Genomic DNA, 19,417 nt, shown 5'->3' with positions numbered 1-19,417 from the left:
CGCGCCGGAGCGCGCCGCCAAGCGCGCGGCGCGGACTTTGGTGTACATGCCGCCCCGCCCCAAGCCGCTGATACTCCCCCCCGCCACTTCGTCCAACAAACCGTCGTCGACACTGATTTCGGTTATCAATTGGGCATTGGGATTGAGGCTGGGATTGGCATCGTACAAGCCGGTTTGATCGGTAAGTATGATCAGCAGATCGGCTTCCACCAAATTGGCCACCAAGGCGCCCAGGGTGTCGTTATCGCCGAAACGGATTTCCTCGGTGGCGACGGCATCGTTTTCGTTAATCACCGGCACCACACCGTAATCGAGCAAGGTCAGCAAGGTACTGCGCGCATTCAAATACCGCTGCCGGTCGGACAAGTCGTCATGGGTCAGCAAAACTTGCGCAGCCAGCAATTCGTGCTGCTGGAACTCATTTTCAAACCGCCGCACCAAGCCCATTTGCCCAACCGAAGCCGCGGCCTGCAGTTCGTGCAAGGTTTTCGGGCGGGTTTTCAGCTTCAAGCGGCTCATCCCTTCAGCAACCGAACCGGAAGACACCAGCACCACATCAACGCTACGCTGCCTCAGCATGGCCATCTGCGCCACCCATTCGGCTATGGCTTTGACATTAAGGCCGCGCCCGCCGTCGGTTAGCAGCGAACTGCCTATCTTGACGACGACGCGTTGGGCTTGGCGAAAATCACTCCGGCTCACGGGACAGCTCCTGCTCCTGTTCTTTTTGCTGGGCTTTTTCCTGTTCCAGGAAATCCATAATGGCGTACATCAAGGCTTGCGTGCCTTGATTTTTTAGCGCCGAAATATGGAAAACCGGGCCGCTCCAGCTCAACTCATCCACGATGGCCTGACAATGCTGCCCGATTTCATCGTCCGGCACATTGTCTATTTTGTTCAGCACCAGCCAGCGTGGTTTATTCGCCAGCTCGTCGCTCCACTTTTCCACTTCCTGAATGATTTTACGTGCCGCGCTCACCGGCGATTCATCGCTTTCATAAGGAGCAATATCGACGATATGCAACAGTAAACCGGTTCTGGACAAATGTTTTAAAAATTGCAAACCCAGCCCGGCACCTTCGGCCGCACCCTCGATCACGCCGGGAATATCGGCAATCACAAAGCTGCGCAGATCGTCGACGCGAACCACGCCCAGATTGGGATGCAGCGTGGTGAACGGATAATCGGCCACTTTCGGGCGGGCCGAAGAAACCGCCCTGATTAAACTGGATTTGCCGGCGTTGGGCATACCCAACAAACCGACATCGGCGATGACCATCAGCTCCAGACGCAACAAACGGTGTTCGCCGGCCGAGCCTTTGCTGGTCTGCTGCGGCGCTCGGTTGATGCTGCTTTTGAAGCGGGTGTTTCCCAAACCGTGAAAACCGCCCTTGGCCACCAGCAAGCGCTGGCCCGGCCGCGTGAGATCACCGATCTTTTCGCCGGTGCTGGCTTCATAGACTATCGTGCCCGGCGGCACGGCCACCAGACAATCCTCGCCTTTTTTGCCGGTGCAATCGCGGCTGCCGCCGTTTTCGCCGCGCTGGGCGCGATGTACCGAGTGGTAGCGAAAATCGACCAACGTGTTGACGTTTTCGGTAGCCACCAGATACACGCTGCCGCCGTCACCGCCGTCGCCGCCGTCAGGGCCGCCCAGGGGAATATATTTTTCACGGCGAAACGAGGCTTTGCCATTGCCACCATCACCAGCTTCTACGCGGATTTCCGCTTCGTCAACAAATCTCATAATCTACCGGTATAAACAAAAAAGCCCCGCTAAAAAACGAGGCCTTTTGTGTCAGTTGTGCCAAAAGCACAGCCAGGAATTTTTATGCCGCTGCAATACTGATGTATTTGCGGTTTTTAGCGCCTTTTTCCTCAAAAACCACAACGCCATCGACAGTCGCAAACAAGGTGTGATCCTTGCCCATGCCGACATTGTCGCCAGCGTGGAATTTGGTGCCGCGTTGGCGAACCAAAATGTTGCCCGCTTTTACCACTTGACCGCCAAAACGTTTAACACCCAATCGCTGAGCATTAGAGTCGCGTCCGTTGCGGGTACTACCGCCTGCCTTCTTGTGAGCCATTTTCTAAACCTCGTGTGTTATGCGGAAATGCCAGTAATCTGGACTTCCGTGTAATATTGACGATGCCCCTGTTGTTTCATATGGTGCTTACGTCTTCTGAATTTAATGATTCTGACTTTTTTGTGCCTACCTTGGGAAACCACGGTCGCAGTGACTTTGCCGCCTTGGACAAAAGGCTGGCCGACTTTTACAGCGTCGCCCGATTGAACCATAAGCACCTTGTCAAACTCTACGCTGTCGCCGGCGCCCAACTCAAGTTTTTCGATTTTTAAGGTAGTACCCTCTGCGACACGATACTGTTTACCACCTGTTTGAATTACCGCATACATCAGCGCAAGCTCCATCAAGCATATATCTGTTAAAAGTGAACAGCGGATTATATTTTCAAACATGGGCGCCGTCAAACCTAAATTACAGTTAATTTGACAATTCCAAGCAAATTCCATGGTGGTACTATTGACACTAACCGGCATTATAAATAGCATGACGGCCATTTTATCCAAAGCCCCGCGCCACCGAATGAACTTTTCAAATCTCTCATGACAGCCACACACTTAAGCACCGATTCGGTAACCATCGATTTCGATTCGATCAAAAACCTGACGGCAATCGAAACTCAGGCCGTAGACCAGCTGATTTTGACCGAGCTGAGTTCGGATGTGGTTCTGATCAATCAAATCGGCCACTACATTATCGGAAACGGCGGCAAGCGCTTGCGGCCCATGCTGCTGTTGCTGGCCGCCAAAGCCCTGGGCAAGGTCCATGACCATCATCTGATTCTAGCCGCAGTGATCGAATTTATTCACACGGCCACCTTGCTACATGACGACGTGGTGGACGAATCGGCGTTGCGCCGCGGCAAGGAATCCGCCAATGCGGTGTGGGGCAATGCCGCCAGCGTTCTGGTCGGCGATTACCTTTACTCCAGCGCCTTCGAAATGATGGTGCGCACCAATAACATGCGGGTAATGGACATACTATCCAAAACCACCACCGCGATTGCCGAAGGCGAAGTGCTGCAGTTATTGAACTGCAACAACCCGGACACCAGCGAGCAAAAATACCTGGACGTCATCGCCCGCAAAACCGCCATTCTGTTCAGCACGGCAACCCGTCTGGCGGCCGTTATTTCGGATGCCGGCCCCACGGCGGAAGACGCTCTGGCGGTTTACGGCCAACAGCTGGGCGTGGCCTTCCAGCTGATCGACGACGCCTTGGATTACAAAGCCAGCACCGCGGAACTCGGCAAAAATCTGGGCGACGACTTAGCCGAAGGCAAACCCACACTGCCTCTGATTTACGCCATCGAGCATGGCACGCCCGCACAGGCCCAAGTCGTCATCGACGCGATTCGCCATGGCTCCAGAGCGTCATTTAACGAAGTTTACGCCGTGGTTAAAGCCACCAACGCCATCGAATACACCGAGCAATGCGCCGACAGGGCCGCCGAAAAAGCCATCGCCGCGCTACAATGCCTGCCGGACTCCGGCTACAAAACCGCCCTGGAACAACTCGCCCGTTTCTCGGTTCAGCGCGACCATTAATCCCTCTATTCCGCCTCATTCAGCAGCCCGCCCAGCTGCTGAATGTTTTCATTCAACAGCGCCAGTTTTTTCTCCAGTTTTTCCAACAACTGCCGCATCATCTCCGCGACACCACCCTCGGCGACTTCACCCAAGGCCAGGGCGAAACGCTCTTCCACGACGCTGATCACATCGTTATCCACCAGCTCATCCAAGCTCAACAAAGCCGCGTTCCCGACAATGCGTCCGGCAAAGCCGGCTTTAGGCAATTGCCGCGCCTGCCGTTCCAGAACCTCGCACGCCTGCAACACACAACCGGCATATTCCTGTACCGGCTCTAAAATTGCCACCTCGGCCGCCAATAACAGCAAATCATTTGCAGCATCCACGACCTTGGCTAATGCCATTCTGAACCGTTTCTTTAGCGATTTCATATCCCTACCCATTATTTTCGTTAATCAAGCCCTTGCCGCCAAGCCCCTATTCGCCCGCCGCCAACCCATAAAACAACTGTAGCGGCAAACCGCAATTCACGATAGACACCTAATTGACCAACCTACAAAACCCATTGTTTTATAAGCTTTTTATTACCCTACACACCAGGATTAGCTTGCATTTACAGCGCCAATCATTTAACTTAACCGTCACCTTAAAAGGCTAGGGGTGCTTTCAATTTCGGCAATTTTGCCGCGAAAGCTGAGAAAAACCCTTTGAACCTGACCCGGTTAATGCCGGCGTAGGAAAGCCCTCCGTCTTCCCTGCGCTCGCGATTTATTCTGATTTTTGGAGATAAGCATGAGCGCTGTCCGCAACGAAATTACCACCGATACCGGCAGTAGCATCCGGATCGATTCCTACCCGGCTTCGGAAAAAATCCATATCGCCGGCAGCCGTCCCGATATGCAAGTGCCGATGCGCCGGATCAATCTGTCGGATACGCCGGCCCATTTCGGCGCCGAGAAGAATCCGCCGATTTATGTCTACGACACTTCCGGCCCTTACACAGACCCCAATGTCGACATCAATCTGCATAAAGGCCTGGGTTCGGTGCGCGGGCCATGGATAGAAGAACGCGGCGATACCGAATTGCTGAGCGGCCCGACCTCCAAATTCGGTCATGAGCGGCTGCACGACCCGAAAACCGCGCATCTGCGCTTCGAACTGGCCCGCAATCCGCGCCGCGCCAAATCCGGCCGCAACGTCAGCCAGATGCATTATGCCCGCAAAGGCATCATCACCCCGGAAATGGAATACATCGCCATCCGCGAAAACCAGAATTTGGAAGCGATGCGCGACCGTTACCAAGGCCAGCATCCCGGTTTTTCCTACGGCGCTTCGATTCAATCGTTCATCACGCCGGAATTCGTGCGCTCCGAAGTGGCGCGCGGCCGCGCCATCATTCCGGCCAACATCAACCATCCGGAACTGGAACCGATGATCATCGGCCGCAACTTCCTGGTCAAAATCAACGGCAACCTCGGCAACTCGGCGATTACATCGTCTATCGAGGAAGAAGTCGAGAAAATGCTGTGGGGCATACGCTGGGGCGCGGACACCATCATGGACTTGTCCACCGGCAAAAACATCCACGAAACCCGCGAATGGATTCTGCGCAATTCGCCGGTACCGATCGGCACCGTGCCGATTTACCAAGCCCTGGAAAAAGTCGACGGCAAGGCCGAGGAGCTGACCTGGGAAATCTTCCGCGACACGCTGATCGAACAAGCCGAACAAGGGGTGGACTATTTCACCATTCACGCCGGCGTGCGCCTGCATCACGTGCCGCTGACCGCCAAACGCTTGACCGGCATCGTCTCGCGCGGCGGTTCCATCATGGCCAAATGGTGTCTGGCTCACCACACCGAAAGCTTCCTCTACACCCATTTCGAGGAAATCTGCGAAATCATGAAGGCCTACGACGTGTCGTTCTCGTTGGGCGACGGCCTGCGCCCGGGCTCGATTTACGACGCCAACGACGCCGCGCAGTTCGGCGAGCTGGAAACCCTGGGCGAACTGACACAGATCGCCTGGAAACACGACGTGCAAACCATGATCGAAGGCCCGGGCCACGTGCCGCTGCAAATGATCAAGGTCAACATGGACAAGCAGCTGGAAGATTGCTTCGAGGCGCCGTTCTACACCCTGGGGCCTTTGACCACCGACATCGCCCCCGGCTACGACCACATCACTTCGGCGATCGGCGCCGCCAACATCGGCTGGTACGGTTGCGCGATGCTGTGCTACGTCACTCAGAAAGAGCACTTGGGCCTGCCCAACAAACAGGATGTCCGCGAAGGCATCGTCACCTACAAGATCGCCGCCCACGCCGCCGATCTGGCCAAGGGCCACCCCGGCGCGCAGATCCGCGACAACGCCATGTCCAAAGCCCGCTTCGAGTTCCGCTGGGAAGACCAGTTCAATCTGGCGCTGGATCCGGAAAAAGCCCGCTCGTTTCACGACGAAACCTTGCCGAAAGAATCGGCGAAAGTCGCGCATTTCTGTTCGATGTGCGGCCCGCATTTCTGCTCGATGAAGATCAGCCAGGACGTACGCGACTACGCGGCGGAAAAAGGTCTGCAGGAAGAAGAAGCGCTGAGACAAGGCATGGTTGAAAAGTCCGAGCAATTCCTGAAAGAAGGCGCGGCAATCTATCACGAAGTGTAAACAAACCCGGCTTGTGCCAGCCGGTTTGCATGGCCGCAAACCGGCTCCGGCACCGCTCCGGGCAGCACAGCCATGAAAGACTAGCCGTTTTATGCCATAATCGCCGGTCCATTTTTCATGCTGTTTTTGCCTCCATGTCTAACCGAAAAATCCTTGTTACCAGCGCTTTGCCGTATGCCAATGGCCCGATTCACTTAGGCCACTTGGTCGAATATATCCAAACCGACATCTGGGTACGCTTTCAGAAAATGCGCGGCCACCAATGCCATTACGTCTGCGCGGACGACACCCACGGCACGCCCATCATGCTGCGGGCCGACAGAGAAGGCATCACGCCGGAACAATTGATTGCCCAGGTCGAACAGGAACACCGCGCCGATTTCGACGCCTTCGGCGTGGCATTCGACCATTACCACAGCACCCATTCCGAGGAAAACAAAACCCTGTCCAGCCTGATTTACAAAAGGCTGCGCGACGGCGGCCACATCAGCAGCCGCAGCATTACCCAGGCTTACGACCCGGTTAAAAACATGTTTCTGCCGGACCGTTTCATCAAAGGCGATTGCCCGAAATGCGGCGCGGCGGATCAATACGGCGACAATTGCGAAGCCTGCGGCGCCACTTATTCGCCGATGGAACTAAAAAACGCGGTATCGGCCATTTCCGGCGAAAAGCCGATCGAAAAAGATTCGCTGCATTACTTTTTTAACTTGGGCGACTTCAGCGACATGCTGAACGACTGGACCCGCGCCGGCCATTTGCAGCCGGAAGTCAGCAACAAAATGGCGGAATGGCTGCAAAACGGCCTGCAGGAATGGGACATTTCCCGCGACGCACCTTACTTCGGTTTCGAAATACCCGACGCACCCGGCAAATACTTCTACGTGTGGCTGGACGCACCCATCGGCTACATGGCCAGCTGCAAGGCCTTGTGCGACAAACTGGGCATGGATTTCGACAGTTACTGGCACAAGGACAGCACCAGCGAGCTGTATCACTTCATCGGCAAGGACATCATCTATTTCCACGCCCTGTTCTGGCCGGCCATGTTGCATGGCGCCGACTTCCGCACTCCCAGCGCGATTTTCGCCCACGGCTTTTTAACCGTAAACGGCGAAAAAATGTCCAAATCCCGCGGCACCTTCATCAAGGCCCGCACTTATCTGGACCACCTGAACCCGGAATACCTGCGCTACTATTTTGCCGCCAAACTCAGCGCCGGCGTCGACGACATCGACTTGAGCTTCGACGACTTTACCCAACGCGTGAATGCCGATCTGGTCGGTAAAGTGGTCAATATCGGCAGCCGTTGCAGCGGCTTTATCAGCAAACGCTTCGACGGCCAGCTGTCCGGCGAATGCGCCGAGCCCACCCTGTTCCAGCAGTTTGTCGATGCGCAAAGCGACATTGCCGACCTCTACGAAAGCCGCGAGTTCGGCAAGGCCATGCGCGAAATCATGGCGCTGGCGGACAAAGCCAACCAGTATATCGACGACAAAAAACCCTGGGTGATCGCCAAGGAAGAAGGCAAGGAACTTGAGCTGCAACAAGTCTGCAGCGTCGGTTTAAACCTGTTCCGCATTCTGGTCGCCTATCTGAAGCCGGTAATTCCAACCCTGGCTGCCAATGCCGAACAATTCCTGAATTTGCCGCCGCAAGCTTGGCCATACGATACCCAGCCTTTGCTGGTACACAAAATCAATGCGTTTACGCCATTGATGACCCGCGTCGAGCCGGAAAAAATCGCCGCCATCGTGGAAGCCTCCAAGGAAAATCTGGAAAAGACCCCGCAGCCGCTTGCCAAGCGTTTCGATGCCGTCGCCGAGCCGATTGAAATAGACGATTTCGCCAAAATCGACCTGCGCATTGCCAAAATCATCAATGCCGAGCATGTGGAAGGCGCCGAAAAACTGCTGCATTTGACCGTCGACATCGGCGACGAAACCCGCAGCATCTTCGCCGGCATCAAATCCGCCTACGCACCGGAAGATTTGATCGGCAAACTGACCGTGGTGGTCGCCAACCTGAAACCGCGCAAAATGCGTTTCGGCCTATCGGAAGGCATGGTATTGGCGGCCGGGCCGGGCGGCAAGGATTTGTGGGTATTATCGCCCGACGCCGGCGCCCAAGCAGGCATGCGGGTTAAGTAACGACGCCCCATGAGTTCGACGCTTGCCGAGCAAATCGACGCCCTGCTGCCGCAAACCCAATGCCGCAAATGCGGCTTTGCCGGCTGTAAACCTTATGCGGAAGCCGTTGCCCAAGGTAGCGCCGATATTAACCAATGCCCACCCGGCGGCGAAGCGGGCATCGGAAAATTGGCGGCGCTACTGGGCGTTGCCGCCAAAGCGCTCGATCCCGCTTTCGGAACCGAGCGACCCAGAATGGTCGCGGTGATTAACGAAGCGGACTGCATAGGCTGCACCAAATGCCTGCCGCCCTGCCCGACCGACGCCATTTTAGGCAGCTCGAAACACATGCATACCGTCATCGCGGCGGAATGCACCGGCTGCGAATTATGCGTGGCACCTTGTCCCGTCAATTGCATCAGCATGCAACCCGCCGCCGATCCGGACTGGACCGCCGAAAATGCCGACCATGGCAGACGCCGCTTTCAAGCCAAAAACCGCCGACTGGCGCAACAGGAAGCGGAAAAAGCCGAACGCTTAAACCGGCAAAAACAATTACTGGCCAAAATTAAAAGCGCAAAAACGTCACTTTAATCGGCATCGGCAATGACTTAACGCCTAATTAGCTTTATAATGCCGCTTCTAATCATACGATACGCGCCCGTAGCTCAGCTGGATAGAGCGCAGCCCTCCGGAGGCTGAGGTCAGAGGTTCGAATCCTCTCGGGCGCGCCATTTCGACATCCCTCCCAAAACCGCATATTATACCGCCCCCTGCGGTGTTTTTTCCCACAAATAGCATTTAATAGGCCTGCGCTTTGAGGCGCATCCACACATTAAAATCCACCCTTGGCAACGGAAAAAAAATTTCAATATTTCCCTATTTACGGCCTAACCTCCATCAGTATCGTTGTTTCGTGGTTTATTGGCCGTCATTACAAGCGGCAGGCGCCGGATAACGTAAAAATTGTAGCTTTGGCGCTAAAGCGCTAATCTGCTACTGGGCGGCTAATAAACCGATTCGAAAAATATTATCTTACGCTGAGGAAATCGATATGAACGAAGACACTTTTAACATTGAAATCCGGCAATATTTGAAAACCGTTGGTATTTCGTCTCAACGCGAAATCGAACAAGCTGTTTACAAAGCCATTGAATCCGGAAAATTGGCTGGGTCGGAAACGCTGGCGATCAAAATGACTCTCGAAGTGCCAGGGGTTGACATATGCCACTGTATCGAAGGAAAAATAGCGCTCGAATAGTTTTTTCCCCGCAGCCTATTTATATCCCTGCCGTCCGGAAAACACGGGCAGACCGATTTTTGAACGATACGTCCCAACCGCGATCTATGTAGCCAAAGTTCGGTTTGTCACTGGCAACGGATGGAACCGCGCGCCCCGAAGAAGAAGCAACGCCGATAGGCCTTGATACCTTGCGATTCCGAGCCGCAAACAATATCCCGGATATTGTCGAAAAATCGCACAACCCGAATGAACATGCCCGCACATCTCCGGTGCGATTATCTGTGTTTAATGAGGAGGGGGAAATGTCAAATTATCGCTATCTTATTATCGGCGGAGGCATGACCGCTTATGCCGCCATCAACGGCATTAGAGCCATCGATTCCAACGGAACTATCGGTTTGATCAGCGCCGAAATCCATCCACCCTACAAACGCCCGCCGCTTTCCAAAGGTTTATGGCGGGGAAAACCATTGGAAAAGATCTGGTATCCGCTCGAAGAGCAGCGGGTAACGCTGCATTTGGGATGCCGCGCGCAAACGTTGATAGCGGCCGACAAGACCGTCATCGATGATCAGGGAAACAGCTACCATTTCGAAAAACTGCTCATCGCCACGGGCGGAGACCCTGTAAAGCTGCCCTTCGGCGGCGGCTTCATCGGTTCCGAAATCGCCGCGGCGCTGGCGATGAACGGCAAACAAGTAACCCTGTTATTTCCGGAGGAAGGCATCGGTGCCGCTCTGTTTCCACATAATCTGAATCAGTTCCTGAACGGCTATTACCGAGACAAAGGAGTCAAGGTCATGCCGAGGCAAATGGTCACGGGATTAACCCGAAAACAAGACCGCTTGTTCCTGGATGCCGGCAACGTAGAGAAAACCGAAAAACAGACTATCGAGGTGGATGCGGTAGTAGCCGGGATCGGCATCAAACCCAATCTCCGCTGGCTCGAACCAGCCGGATTAGCCGTTGATAACGGTATCGTCGTGGACGAAATGTTGCGCGCCGGGCACCCGGATATTTTTGCGGCCGGCGATGCCGCCAATTTCTACACCCCCAGTCTGGGCATGCGCCTGCGCGCGGAACACGAGGACAATGCGCTGACCATGGGCGAATACGCCGGCCGAAACATGGCGGGCGAATCGCGGCCTTATCATCATCTGCCTTACTTTTACTCCGATTTATTCGACCTGGGCTACGAAGCCGTCGGCAAAACAGATTCCCGTCTGGAAACGCTGGAAGACTGGCTTGAACCCTACAAAAAAGGCGTGATCTATTATTTGGAACAGGGCCGGGTACGCGGTGTGTTGTTATGGAACGTGTGGGACAGGGTAAACCAAGCACGCGCGCTGATTGCCGAACCGGGTCCATTCACGCCGGCCGATTTGCAAGGGAAACTGGCATTCTAAAACACATGACCGGCTCGGAAAGCCGTCAGTTTCAACACTTTGAACTGCTGGCTTTCCGGCTATTAAGTCCGTCATCTACAACCGCATTTCTCAATGCGCTATTACTGGAGAATCATTATGATAAAAAGGTATATGTGGCTGGTTCATAATCGCATGGCGCATGATGCAGAGATCTCCGAAGCGAACATCATGCAAAATAACCTGCCCGTGCAAACTGTTGAATTGAATAAACGCTATGGTTCGTTTGTTATTTTCAAAAAAGACACCGATGATTTTTTAGATAAAATCAAAACCCTATTTACGTGCGCTTGTAAAATATACGAATTTTCCGAAGAGGGGATGCTGTTAGGGGAACATTATTTAGAGCCTTCCAGCGGCCTTAATGTCTTTATGCCGTGGATAGCCGAGCAATCGCAGGTTCCCCCGCAGCGAAACGAATACGATTATTTTTTCTTTGTGGATTTCAACGCTACATTTAAAGTCACGGATAAAATCACGCATGCTTATCTACATGCATCCGATTGCCGGTACGATGTACTGGAGTGCGCTAAAACCGAACCCGCCTTTTATACCCGCGACAGCTACTTCACCTCGAAACTCAAAGTTCAAATGCACTATGCCGACGTGTTGCTGGTGATGGGCTTGTTGTTCAAAATGCTGGTCGAAAACCATAGTCCCGAGGATGAGGGCAGCATGACCGTACTGTACGGCCAATTCGGCCAAGGCCGCCTGCGGGTATTCGATAGATGGTGCATTCCCAACATATGGACGCTAAGCCACGACGCTTCGTTCGGCCATGAAATGCCGCTGTTTTGCCAATGGGAATTCGAACAAATTATGCGAAAGTCCACGGCAACCTGAAATTCGCAAAAGACCTGGATTTAACGGGCGCCAAGGCTGACATTAGCTAAGTTTCACAACCGCTCGGTTAAGCAAAGGAGGACAACGACAGCTGCCGCAACGTAAAGCTGTGGTTCGGGGTCACTAGCGCGGCGGCCGATTCGGCGTTCACCGGCAATTCAGTGATTTTCCAATCTGCCGCGCCGCCGAATTCCGCCGGAATGCTGATGAATTGCCCGCCAGCCTGCAATTCCACTTCGCATTTTTCCAAACCCAAGGCCAAGCCGCGCCCGACCGCCTTGACGAAGGCTTCCTTTTTGGTCCACAAGCGGTAAAACACCGCTTCCCGTTGCGCGCCGGAAAGCCGCCGCCAGGCTTGATATTCAGTTTCGGCAAAACAGCGCGCGGCCAAGCCGTCCAGATTGCCGCGCGGCTTGACCGCTTCGACGTCGATGCCGATGTCCGCAAAGTTGGCCACCGCTATCATCAATAAATCGGCGGTATGGGAAATATTGAAATGCAACGATCCGCAAGCCAAAAACGGTTTTCCGTAGGTATCGATTTGAAATTGCAGCGCGCGCGGCTCGGTTTGCAAATAATCCGCCAGGGTTTTTCGCAGCAGATAACGCACTGCAATGTAGCGGCGGCGCATGATAGGCAGCTTGAAATTGTTTGCTTTCTGCTTTTCCGGCTCACTTAGCGCATCCATCTTTTCGGCGATTATGTCAGCTTCAATACTTAAGCAGCCCCGCCAGATATCAACAAAATTGCCTTCCAAACCTTCCCCCGCTATACATGAACACTTGCGCCGGATTAAAAATCCTTAACAAAACACTGGATTTTCACACCTATGATGCCATTTTTCATCAAGACGACGTAAAACATATTGAGTTTACAGTTCATCCCCGCAGGTGCTGCGCTCCAACCGCGCTTGTTGCTGCTCTTCGTGCAACAAGGGCACACGCACGGTTTTGGTAAAGGTCTTGCCTTTTTCCCGACGATGCCTTTGCTGCTGTCTTGGATGATTTTGATCGAATTTGCGCGCAGCCGGAATGCCGGTTTCGTTGATGACGACGAAGGCGCCGTCCTTGACGTCGATCCGGCCTTTTTCGATGAAGACCATCGAAACGCGTTCTTACATGGCAATGGGTTTTAGGGGTGGGAGCAAGAGTCAGTCATCCTGAATACCGAAGCCGATAAAGCTAGCGAATACCGATCAAGCGCTGATTTAATAGCGTTTGGATGTCGCGGCGCCCATCCAGAACGGCATGCACGACGAGACTTGGTCGGGCATTCTTTGGTAAATAATGCGATACGGTTTTACGATCAATTGGCGGTATTGCCGAATCCCCAAGACCAGCAATTCTTTCGGAACGGAGCCGCGCTCAGTTAACGCCGCAAGGCTGTTGACGGCGGCTTCCAGGCTATCGATGATTTTGGCCGCCGTTTTGTCGCTGACTGCGAGCAAATAGTAATCGTTAATTGCCAACAAATCCGACACGGCCGGCTCGGTCAGCACTACCGGAACACTCATGCCAAGCCGCGCCGCTCGCGTAAACGGGCAAAAGCCTCTTCGCTGGAGACTGTCTTTCCATCCGCCAAGGCTTGCTGGCTTTGGGCCAATATTTTCAGCAAGGCCAAGGTTTCCTGAGTTTGCTCGTAATCGGTAACCGACTGAATCACCATGGCGGCTTCACCGTTTTGGGTGATGACCATGGCTTGATGATCGGATTTGAGCTTTGCAATCACCTCGGCGGCATTGGCTTTTAAGTAACTGATAGGTTTTATATTTTCGGATAATTTCATTTCGATACAACCAGGATAGGACTTAATTCGGATTAATTTAAGTTTGATTATATTCGCTTGACCATCAACAAACCACAACCGAATGCCTTGGCCCGGTCAAGGCCTTTGTTTTGGATTTTGTGGAAAGTCACCGGTGAAGTCGAAAGCGCTGACACAGGAATTTTGGCTACTTTAGCCCAATAAGCGGATGCATCTGCGGGATGAATGAAAGGTTTGAACGGCATGATTTTCTCAAACTCGCGCAATGGATAGCAGGCCGCAGCCGAAGGCTTTGGCCGGGACAATACCATGGGCAACTTGTACCGCAAACGCAAGCGAATCGGTTACTGTCATTACGCCATCGAACAACACTGTCTGAATTTTGCCGCTATGCCCTTCCTTGGGTTTCCGGAAATATGTTACCGGTCCGGGTTGTACGATCAAGGTTTCCAGCTCCGCGAAATCATGCAGCTTGCTCTCCAACCAAGCTTGGCTTAGGGTGATTTATTGGCTCTAGTTCCCAAGCTACTGCTTTGGAATGGGTTCTTGAAAGCTCCAGCTTTCATTTGCTTGTTCCGGAAGCAAGAGCTTCCAAGACCGAGCACCCAAGCTGGCGCTTGGGCGCCAGTAGAAATGGGATAACCACGACCGACAGGTCGTATTGCGATGCTATTTCGATGTCGGCTTCGGTCATGGTTATCTTGTTCTGATTGAGCAGGCGTTGAATTGCGCGTATTTTAGGGTAAAACCATTGCTAGCAGAGACAATCTGATTTTTGGCTTTCGATGCTACTATTCATTGCCAACTGGAAAAACAGAACTTTACGAACTTAACAAACGAAGCCTTATGAATCGGAACCATGCGTTAGAGCTACTGAGAAAAATCAAACCCGTTGTCGCACAACGATTCGGCGTCACGCAATTGGCTTTATTCGGCTCCACCGCGCGCGACGAAGCCGGGGACAATAGCGACGTGGACATTTTGGTCGGCTTCGATGGCCCGGCCTCCTCTGTCCGTTATTTCGGGGTGCAATTTTATCTGGAAGATCAATTGGGCTGCCCGGTAGATTTGGTCACCGACAAAGCCTTGCGTCCGGAATTGCGACCATTTATTGAAAAGGAAGCCATCGATGTCTGAATCCGCCGCGCGCGAATGGCTATTCTATCTGGACGATTGCTGGGGAGGATGGCGCTTCGCTTATCCGCCCTACGGCTCTGAAATTAAGCAACCATATGCATAGGGGCTGAGCTAGGTACTTCGGGAATGTTCAATGCATCACAAAAAAACATAACTTCACCACCTTGTTCGCGTTTTTGGGCGCTATAGCTCAGGCGGTAGCGCAACATGCGGTAAGCACTATACATTTCACAAATGGCTTCAACATCATCATATGAAACCACCCATTTAGCCGATTTTACTTTTCCAATCTGTTCAGCAATTTCGAGATGGTCTTGATGTGAATAAAAGTTGTCGTAGAGACCTTTACCTTTAACGTAGTAGGGCGGATCTAAATAGAACAAGACATTGCCTTTTACGTCATCAGTCAAAGTCTTAATCAATTTGGCCGCATCTAGGTTGTGTACAAAAATTTGGTGTTTAAAACGCTTAATTGTTTTAATCCTAGAGATTAAGTCGGGCTTATTGAATCGTGCATCAAGCTTCCATTTTCCAGTTTGATCTTTGCCACCAATAACACCCGCTTTCAAGATGCCAGACCGGTTACATCGATTTAAGAAAAAGGTAGAAAATGCTAATTCTAAGCTTGCCGTGGTGGTATTGAGTTGAATGAATTTTTGTTTGTACCATTCTTCAATCGTTACCGGAGTCCTTTCAATTAACTCGACTAACTCGTCAGTTTCTTCAAGGACTGAGCGCCAAAACGCGTAGACGCCAGGATTCAGATCATTTATATGAATTTCGTCCATGTAACCGAGCAAAAGCAGTTCTAATGCAACTGCGGCACCACCTGCATAAGGCTCAATATAGGTTCCACCTACTAAATCATTTGCCAATACTATGGCCTTAAGATATTCAGCGAGCTTTCCTTTTCCGCCTGGATAGCGCAATGGAGTGAAAAAATTTGACGTTGTCATGCCGATTATTCTACGGATTCTTCGATGTATTGGTCAGCATTTCTAATGACAACCAGACACCTTTTAGCCAATTCTCGATCATATCCCAGCCTAATCGCAAATTGTCGGGGATAGGATGTGTGTACCGACTATGAAGTTGACCATGGAGTTGTTCGATATAAATGGCGCCAGAAGGTTGTAATAACGCATTTTTTGCCGCGTTACAGACATCTCTTTGGCTTGTGGCTGCCTTATAGTGATCTAAAACGGCCTCGATCCTTGGTTTAAAATCTGGTTGTCCCGTTCCTGTGTTTCTAACTGGGATTTGTTGCTTAGCGATATATTCAAGTGTTGTTGTATCAATCAATATGCGTAACAGGGCTGAGGCGGCGTTAGGATATGTATCGGCATCTAATGTTCTTAGCTCTCGAAATACTTCGTTGATTTTTGGCACGTAAATCGGTATCACGCATCCCTTTGGAATGACAGATTTTCGATCTCGAGTTGAGGGCTTATTTCGCAGTTTAGGGCTTGGTTTGACAGTCGAGGTTGAATGGGTTGATGGCTTCGTCGTTGTTGGAGCGACACCAGACAAATCGGTTGGATTTTCCAGCGGATCGCTAGTGGGCAAATAATCCTTAATAGCATCAAGGTATTCAGCCCTGTCTTTTTTCAGCTTGATTGCCGTTACCGTAACTTCGCGTTTCGACAAGTCTTCGATGACTTTTGTAAGGGCTGCCAGCACTTCGTCTGCTGGATGAGTCATTAGGACTTTCCCTTGTTCGATTGCGATGCCTAATGCATTCCTAAAGTCAGGGTCACCGAGCAAGCGGTCCAGGTTGGTTACCGGAAAATGTTTTAAGCCTTCTTGAGCTTCGCTGGTCAGTTTTGCATGCTCTCTCACGTAATCGAGTAATTGCAAGCCTGCTTCCGCCCCTCTGAAGCGAGCCCTTTCTTCACCGTTCCATTGTACAACGCCTGTTCCCTCGTTTTCCCCTGTGTGCTTAAGAGATATCCATTGGTTTGCTTCTTCGCGACTGGGTAATAAGCGACAAGGGATACGATGTAGCGTATCTTTGTCAGCAATCTGCGCAGCTTTTCTTATGCGCGTCTGAAAGGGCTTTGATAAAGGTGTTTCCGATAATCTTGCTGGCAATGAAAGTAATTTCATGGCGGCCAAACGACGATTGCCTTCTAACGCAATGTATCGACCTTTTCGTTCACTTCGAATGACGATTAGCAGCTCGGATGGATTTAAACCCATTTCCGATATGCTTACAGCTAAGTTGACTATTTTTTTTGCATGGCTATCGTCGCAGAATGCATGAAGCGCATCTCGCTGGTCACTAAGCATTGCAAATCTTGGATTTTGTAGATCGAATTGCAACTTTTCAACATCCACGTATACCACTTTGGACTCAACCACCTCTGGCTCCGACATATCCTTACCTTCCATTTGTCATTGAATTTCTAATGTTGGCTTCGAAATGTGCGATTACGCAAGCTAATCGCACCTACATTTTGAAGGACAGCTTAATTACCATTTGTTGCCCCTGCTAATTAAATCTTATTCGGCAGCCCGGTAGGGTGGGCACGCTTTATGTGCCCACGCGGAATTAAAGCAATGGCCTCTAAATGGTGGGCAGAAAAGCATTGCCCACCCTACATTTGCATGAATTTTCTATTCCCCATTCACCAAATCCGCCTAACCCCATAACTATCGAACAACGCCTCATTGCTGATCAAGGCGATATTCTCGGCCTGCGCCTGGGCGATCAACATGCGGTCGAAAGGGTCGCGGTGCGGGCCGGGCAGGCTGCCGGCTCGCAAAGCGTGGTCGGTTGTGATGGCCAGCGGCGTAAAACCTTGTTCCTTCAGGCAATCCTGGTAGCTATCGACCACGGCTTCGGCACCCGGCAATTTGCCGATACGCACCTTGGTGGCTATTTCCCAGGCCGAAGCGGCGCTGACCAGAACGACATGACTGGGCTCGGCAATCCATTCTTTCGCAATCGGAGACAGCTTCTCGTCGCCGTCCAGCCACCACAACAAAGTATGGGTGTCCAGCAGCGCTTTCATCTATTGCGCCCAGGCATCCAATTCGTCGTCCGGTAATGGCTCGAAGAAGGCTTCGGTAACCTGGGCTTGGCCTTTCATGGCGCCGAATCTGCGTTGCGGACGGCTTTCGGTTATCGGCACCAGCTTGACCAACGGCACCTTGCCCTTGGCAATGATAACTTCCTCGCCGGCAAAGGCTTGTTCGACCAAGCTGGATAAATGCGTTTTGGCGTTATAAAGCGTATAAGTGCTCATAAGCATGCCCCTTGACCAAGTAATTTGACTAACCTAGTATAGCAAATCCCAGTATCGGGGCAACGCGACCTTTTATTGAACTATTATCTAACAAAAATCACCCTCGGCAAGCGCGCCCGCCGGCTCAATTCCCGGCCTTCGCCATCCACAGCTTGCCAGACGACCACATCTTCGGCTTGCTCGTCGACCACGGTTCTGAAGCTGTCGCCGCCTAGTTGCAGGTAGGCGACCAGCTCCGCCAAACCCTGTTGCAAGGGATTTTGCCGGCACAATTCGCCCAGGCTGATTTGGCTCTTGTCCTGCAAGGCGTGGCGGATGTGGCGGGCCAGTTGCGCCTTGTCGATCACCACTTGCGAAAACAAGGCGCCGGCATCGATCTCATCGTCGCCGGCTTCCAGCGCGGTGTCGTCCAGTAGCGGCAGATCGCCGGAACGGAATACGGGCGATTTCGGCGTCGATGTCGGCGCGGCGCTTGCGCAGTTCGGCGACGCGGGTTTCCGGGTCGGTCTCGCTGCCTTCGCTCATCTGTTTCAACAGCTCGAACAAGGTCAAAAGCCGCGATTCGGTGCCGACGATGGCGCGTTCGGTCAGCGTGCCCAGCCAGGCGATGGCTTTTTCGGTGGCCGGCGTCAGGTCGAAATAGGGCTCGTCCGAACCCTGACGGTAGAATTTGCGCAGCCAGCCCTTGTCGTTGCCCGCCCAGTCGTTGAGATATTCCAGCGCCCGCTTGGGAAAGGCATCGCCACCCAGGCGTTCGCGCAGGCCGGACAGTTCATCCTCCAGCGCCTCGGTCAGAGCGGCCTGAGCAATCAGCCGCTGGTTGGGGGCGTCGAAGGCTCGGTGCAGAAAGCTGGCGATCAGCGGCGCATGCGGCGAATTCAGCAGCCGCCAGGCCGGATGTTTTTGTCTGAGCAGATCTTAGGGTGGCGTAATCGAGGTTAGTTTTGAGAACAGAAAAGCGGCGAAATTGTCGGTGTCCGGGTAACTCTTAGGATTTGCAGCGCTATCGCTGCCCGAAAACCTAAGTAAAACGCTTGGTTTTCCTTGACGAAAGCGTCTAAAGACAGTAGTTTACACAACCTTTTTTTGTAAAAAGCATTTTCAGGTTTGATTAGTATTTTGAGGACATAAAATTGGAACTCAGCGGCGGACAAATCGTTGTCCAGTGTCTTAAAGACGAAGGCGTCGAATTTATTTTTGGCTATCCGGGTGGCTCGGTTTTGCACATCTATGATGCCATTTTTCATCAAGACGACGTAAAACATATTCTGGTGCGCCACGAACAAGGCGCCACCCATTCGGCCGACGCCTACGCGCGCGCCACCGGCAAGCCCGGCGTGGTGCTGGTGACCTCC

At 52.6% G+C, this 19,417-nt stretch carries 27 protein-coding genes, 1 tRNA gene and 1 riboswitch; of the genes, 10 read left to right on the top strand and 18 right to left on the bottom strand.

The features are described from left to right. The 4 genes from proB to rplU all read right to left on the bottom strand — a co-directional run. Nucleotides 1-702: glutamate 5-kinase (gene proB / locus NP596_RS12430; protein ID WP_256615679.1), on the bottom strand; the 702-nt coding region annotated here is incomplete at its 3' end. Further along, nucleotides 689-1,747: an Obg family GTPase CgtA gene (gene cgtA, locus NP596_RS12425; RefSeq protein ID WP_256615678.1), complete on the bottom strand. Its 1,059-nt coding sequence runs from the start codon at nt 1,745-1,747 to the stop codon at nt 689-691. The genes proB and cgtA, both read right to left, overlap by 14 nt. 82 nt (nt 1,748-1,829) lie before the next feature. Then, nucleotides 1,830-2,087, bottom strand: coding sequence for a 50S ribosomal protein L27 (rpmA, locus tag NP596_RS12420; RefSeq protein ID WP_256600366.1), 258 nt, complete (start codon nt 2,085-2,087; stop codon nt 1,830-1,832). 17 nt (nt 2,088-2,104) lie between these two features. Further along, nucleotides 2,105-2,416 (bottom strand): 50S ribosomal protein L21, encoded by a 312-nt coding sequence (rplU, locus tag NP596_RS12415; protein ID WP_256615683.1) that lies wholly within the window; start codon nt 2,414-2,416, stop codon nt 2,105-2,107. Between the two features lie 210 nt (nt 2,417-2,626). Between rplU and NP596_RS12410 the strand changes: the two genes are divergently transcribed. Further along, nucleotides 2,627-3,631, top strand: coding sequence for a polyprenyl synthetase family protein (locus NP596_RS12410; protein ID WP_256615677.1), 1,005 nt, complete (start codon nt 2,627-2,629; stop codon nt 3,629-3,631). Nucleotides 3,632-3,636: 5 nt separating this feature from the next. On the opposite strand, the gene NP596_RS12405 is transcribed toward NP596_RS12410, so the two are convergent. Next, nucleotides 3,637-4,017 carry a hypothetical protein gene (locus NP596_RS12405; RefSeq protein WP_256615676.1) on the bottom strand — a complete coding sequence of 127 codons (381 nt, stop codon included), beginning with the start codon at nt 4,015-4,017 and terminating at the stop codon, nt 3,637-3,639. Nucleotides 4,018-4,259: 242 nt separating this feature from the next. Then, nucleotides 4,260-4,370, top strand: a riboswitch (TPP riboswitch). Nucleotides 4,371-4,405: 35 nt separating this feature from the next. Between NP596_RS12405 and thiC the strand changes: the two genes are divergently transcribed. From thiC to NP596_RS12370, 7 genes are all read left to right on the top strand, one after another. Next, complete coding sequence (thiC, locus tag NP596_RS12400; protein ID WP_256615675.1) at nt 4,406-6,274, top strand: phosphomethylpyrimidine synthase ThiC; 1,869 nt, start codon at nt 4,406-4,408, stop codon at nt 6,272-6,274. A gap of 134 nt (nt 6,275-6,408) precedes the next feature. Next, nucleotides 6,409-8,424: a methionine--tRNA ligase gene (gene metG, locus NP596_RS12395; protein ID WP_256615674.1), complete on the top strand. Its 2,016-nt coding sequence runs from the start codon at nt 6,409-6,411 to the stop codon at nt 8,422-8,424. Between the two features lie 9 nt (nt 8,425-8,433). Next, entirely contained in the window at nt 8,434-8,997 is a 564-nt protein-coding gene (locus NP596_RS12390; RefSeq protein WP_256615673.1) for an RnfABCDGE type electron transport complex subunit B, read from the top strand. 63 nt (nt 8,998-9,060) lie between these two features. Next, nucleotides 9,061-9,137: transfer RNA gene (locus NP596_RS12385), tRNA-Arg, on the top strand. A 320-nt stretch (nt 9,138-9,457) separates the two neighbouring features. Further along, the gene (locus NP596_RS12380; RefSeq protein WP_256615672.1) at nt 9,458-9,664 is read left to right on the top strand and encodes a DUF6494 family protein; all 207 of its coding nucleotides are present in this window, start codon (nt 9,458-9,460) and stop codon (nt 9,662-9,664) included. A gap of 284 nt (nt 9,665-9,948) precedes the next feature. Next, the gene (locus NP596_RS12375; RefSeq protein ID WP_256615671.1) at nt 9,949-11,052 is read left to right on the top strand and encodes an NAD(P)/FAD-dependent oxidoreductase; all 1,104 of its coding nucleotides are present in this window, start codon (nt 9,949-9,951) and stop codon (nt 11,050-11,052) included. A gap of 117 nt (nt 11,053-11,169) precedes the next feature. Next, complete coding sequence (locus tag NP596_RS12370; RefSeq protein ID WP_256615670.1) at nt 11,170-11,913, top strand: hypothetical protein; 744 nt, start codon at nt 11,170-11,172, stop codon at nt 11,911-11,913. A 67-nt stretch (nt 11,914-11,980) separates the two neighbouring features. Here NP596_RS12370 and NP596_RS12365 read toward each other — a convergent pair whose 3' ends face one another. The 7 genes from NP596_RS12365 to NP596_RS12335 all read right to left on the bottom strand — a co-directional run bounded on the left by NP596_RS12365 (nt 11,981) and on the right by NP596_RS12335 (nt 14,371). Next, nucleotides 11,981-12,601 (bottom strand): 4'-phosphopantetheinyl transferase family protein, encoded by a 621-nt coding sequence (locus tag NP596_RS12365; RefSeq protein ID WP_256615669.1) that lies wholly within the window; start codon nt 12,599-12,601, stop codon nt 11,981-11,983. 183 nt (nt 12,602-12,784) lie between these two features. Further along, the gene (locus NP596_RS12360; protein ID WP_256615668.1) at nt 12,785-13,015 is read right to left on the bottom strand and encodes a hypothetical protein; all 231 of its coding nucleotides are present in this window, start codon (nt 13,013-13,015) and stop codon (nt 12,785-12,787) included. 105 nt (nt 13,016-13,120) lie between these two features. Further along, complete coding sequence (locus NP596_RS12355; RefSeq protein WP_256615667.1) at nt 13,121-13,426, bottom strand: type II toxin-antitoxin system RelE/ParE family toxin; 306 nt, start codon at nt 13,424-13,426, stop codon at nt 13,121-13,123. After that, entirely contained in the window at nt 13,423-13,698 is a 276-nt protein-coding gene (locus tag NP596_RS12350) for a type II toxin-antitoxin system Phd/YefM family antitoxin (RefSeq protein WP_256615666.1), read from the bottom strand. The genes NP596_RS12355 and NP596_RS12350 overlap by 4 nt, the downstream gene beginning before the upstream one ends. Before the next feature lie 47 nt (nt 13,699-13,745). Then, nucleotides 13,746-13,922 (bottom strand): hypothetical protein, encoded by a 177-nt coding sequence (locus NP596_RS12345; RefSeq protein WP_256615665.1) that lies wholly within the window; start codon nt 13,920-13,922, stop codon nt 13,746-13,748. Between the two features lie 7 nt (nt 13,923-13,929). Continuing rightward, nucleotides 13,930-14,160, bottom strand: coding sequence for a type I-E CRISPR-associated protein Cas6/Cse3/CasE (gene cas6e, locus NP596_RS12340; RefSeq protein ID WP_371927949.1), 231 nt, complete (start codon nt 14,158-14,160; stop codon nt 13,930-13,932). Between the two features lie 79 nt (nt 14,161-14,239). Beyond that, on the bottom strand, nt 14,240-14,371 hold the full coding sequence (locus NP596_RS12335) for a hypothetical protein (RefSeq protein WP_256615664.1): 132 nt from the start codon (nt 14,369-14,371) through the stop codon (nt 14,240-14,242). 152 nt (nt 14,372-14,523) lie between these two features. Here NP596_RS12335 and NP596_RS12330 point away from each other — a divergent pair, with 152 nt between their 5' ends. After that, complete coding sequence (locus NP596_RS12330; RefSeq protein ID WP_256615663.1) at nt 14,524-14,814, top strand: nucleotidyltransferase family protein; 291 nt, start codon at nt 14,524-14,526, stop codon at nt 14,812-14,814. An 83-nt stretch (nt 14,815-14,897) separates the two neighbouring features. Here NP596_RS12330 and NP596_RS12325 read toward each other — a convergent pair whose 3' ends face one another. The 6 genes from NP596_RS12325 to NP596_RS12300 form a co-directional block, all read right to left on the bottom strand. After that, nucleotides 14,898-15,770: a DNA adenine methylase gene (locus NP596_RS12325; protein WP_256615662.1), complete on the bottom strand. Its 873-nt coding sequence runs from the start codon at nt 15,768-15,770 to the stop codon at nt 14,898-14,900. 10 nt (nt 15,771-15,780) lie between these two features. After that, nucleotides 15,781-17,190 (bottom strand): ParB/RepB/Spo0J family partition protein, encoded by a 1,410-nt coding sequence (locus tag NP596_RS12320; protein WP_256615661.1) that lies wholly within the window; start codon nt 17,188-17,190, stop codon nt 15,781-15,783. 251 nt (nt 17,191-17,441) lie between these two features. Next, nucleotides 17,442-17,828: a type II toxin-antitoxin system VapC family toxin gene (locus NP596_RS12315; RefSeq protein WP_256615660.1), complete on the bottom strand. Its 387-nt coding sequence runs from the start codon at nt 17,826-17,828 to the stop codon at nt 17,442-17,444. Continuing rightward, a complete protein-coding gene (locus NP596_RS12310; RefSeq protein ID WP_256615659.1) occupies nt 17,829-18,062 on the bottom strand; it encodes a type II toxin-antitoxin system Phd/YefM family antitoxin in 234 nt (77 codons plus the stop codon). It lies immediately after the preceding gene. A gap of 83 nt (nt 18,063-18,145) precedes the next feature. Further along, nucleotides 18,146-18,439 carry a DUF3375 family protein gene (locus NP596_RS12305; protein ID WP_256615681.1) on the bottom strand — a complete coding sequence of 98 codons (294 nt, stop codon included), beginning with the start codon at nt 18,437-18,439 and terminating at the stop codon, nt 18,146-18,148. Nucleotide 18,440: 1 nt separating this feature from the next. Beyond that, complete coding sequence (locus NP596_RS12300) at nt 18,441-18,920, bottom strand: DUF3375 family protein (protein ID WP_256615680.1); 480 nt, start codon at nt 18,918-18,920, stop codon at nt 18,441-18,443. 275 nt (nt 18,921-19,195) lie between these two features. Here NP596_RS12300 and NP596_RS12295 point away from each other — a divergent pair. After that, a partial coding sequence (locus NP596_RS12295) for a thiamine pyrophosphate-binding protein (protein ID WP_256615658.1) occupies nt 19,196-19,417 on the top strand: 222 nt, incomplete at its 3' end.

The organism is Methylomonas rivi (assembly GCF_024505165.1).
Classification (GTDB): Bacteria; Pseudomonadota; Gammaproteobacteria; order Methylococcales; family Methylomonadaceae; genus Methylomonas; species Methylomonas rivi.
Note: the sequence above shows the minus strand (reverse complement) of the source record. Positions and strands in the feature narration are given on the sequence as shown.

Coding starts and splice junctions, on each gene's coding strand:
- cgtA (WP_256615678.1), bottom strand. CDS start 1,747: ATGAGATTTGTTGACGAAGCGGAAATCCGCGTAGAAGCTGGTGATGGT.
- rpmA (WP_256600366.1), bottom strand. CDS start 2,087: ATGGCTCACAAGAAGGCAGGCGGTAGTACCCGCAACGGACGCGACTCT.
- rplU (WP_256615683.1), bottom strand. CDS start 2,416: ATGTATGCGGTAATTCAAACAGGTGGTAAACAGTATCGTGTCGCAGAG.
- NP596_RS12410 (WP_256615677.1), top strand. CDS start 2,627: ATGACAGCCACACACTTAAGCACCGATTCGGTAACCATCGATTTCGAT.
- NP596_RS12405 (WP_256615676.1), bottom strand. CDS start 4,017: ATGGCATTAGCCAAGGTCGTGGATGCTGCAAATGATTTGCTGTTATTG.
- thiC (WP_256615675.1), top strand. CDS start 4,406: ATGAGCGCTGTCCGCAACGAAATTACCACCGATACCGGCAGTAGCATC.
- metG (WP_256615674.1), top strand. CDS start 6,409: ATGTCTAACCGAAAAATCCTTGTTACCAGCGCTTTGCCGTATGCCAAT.
- NP596_RS12390 (WP_256615673.1), top strand. CDS start 8,434: ATGAGTTCGACGCTTGCCGAGCAAATCGACGCCCTGCTGCCGCAAACC.
- NP596_RS12380 (WP_256615672.1), top strand. CDS start 9,458: ATGAACGAAGACACTTTTAACATTGAAATCCGGCAATATTTGAAAACC.
- NP596_RS12375 (WP_256615671.1), top strand. CDS start 9,949: ATGTCAAATTATCGCTATCTTATTATCGGCGGAGGCATGACCGCTTAT.
- NP596_RS12370 (WP_256615670.1), top strand. CDS start 11,170: ATGATAAAAAGGTATATGTGGCTGGTTCATAATCGCATGGCGCATGAT.
- NP596_RS12365 (WP_256615669.1), bottom strand. CDS start 12,601: ATGGATGCGCTAAGTGAGCCGGAAAAGCAGAAAGCAAACAATTTCAAG.
- NP596_RS12360 (WP_256615668.1), bottom strand. CDS start 13,015: ATGGTCTTCATCGAAAAAGGCCGGATCGACGTCAAGGACGGCGCCTTC.
- NP596_RS12355 (WP_256615667.1), bottom strand. CDS start 13,426: ATGAGTGTTCCGGTAGTGCTGACCGAGCCGGCCGTGTCGGATTTGTTG.
- NP596_RS12350 (WP_256615666.1), bottom strand. CDS start 13,698: ATGAAATTATCCGAAAATATAAAACCTATCAGTTACTTAAAAGCCAAT.
- NP596_RS12345 (WP_256615665.1), bottom strand. CDS start 13,922: ATGCCGTTCAAACCTTTCATTCATCCCGCAGATGCATCCGCTTATTGG.
- NP596_RS12335 (WP_256615664.1), bottom strand. CDS start 14,371: ATGACCGAAGCCGACATCGAAATAGCATCGCAATACGACCTGTCGGTC.
- NP596_RS12330 (WP_256615663.1), top strand. CDS start 14,524: ATGAATCGGAACCATGCGTTAGAGCTACTGAGAAAAATCAAACCCGTT.
- NP596_RS12325 (WP_256615662.1), bottom strand. CDS start 15,770: ATGACAACGTCAAATTTTTTCACTCCATTGCGCTATCCAGGCGGAAAA.
- NP596_RS12320 (WP_256615661.1), bottom strand. CDS start 17,190: ATGTCGGAGCCAGAGGTGGTTGAGTCCAAAGTGGTATACGTGGATGTT.
- NP596_RS12315 (WP_256615660.1), bottom strand. CDS start 17,828: ATGAAAGCGCTGCTGGACACCCATACTTTGTTGTGGTGGCTGGACGGC.
- NP596_RS12310 (WP_256615659.1), bottom strand. CDS start 18,062: ATGAGCACTTATACGCTTTATAACGCCAAAACGCATTTATCCAGCTTG.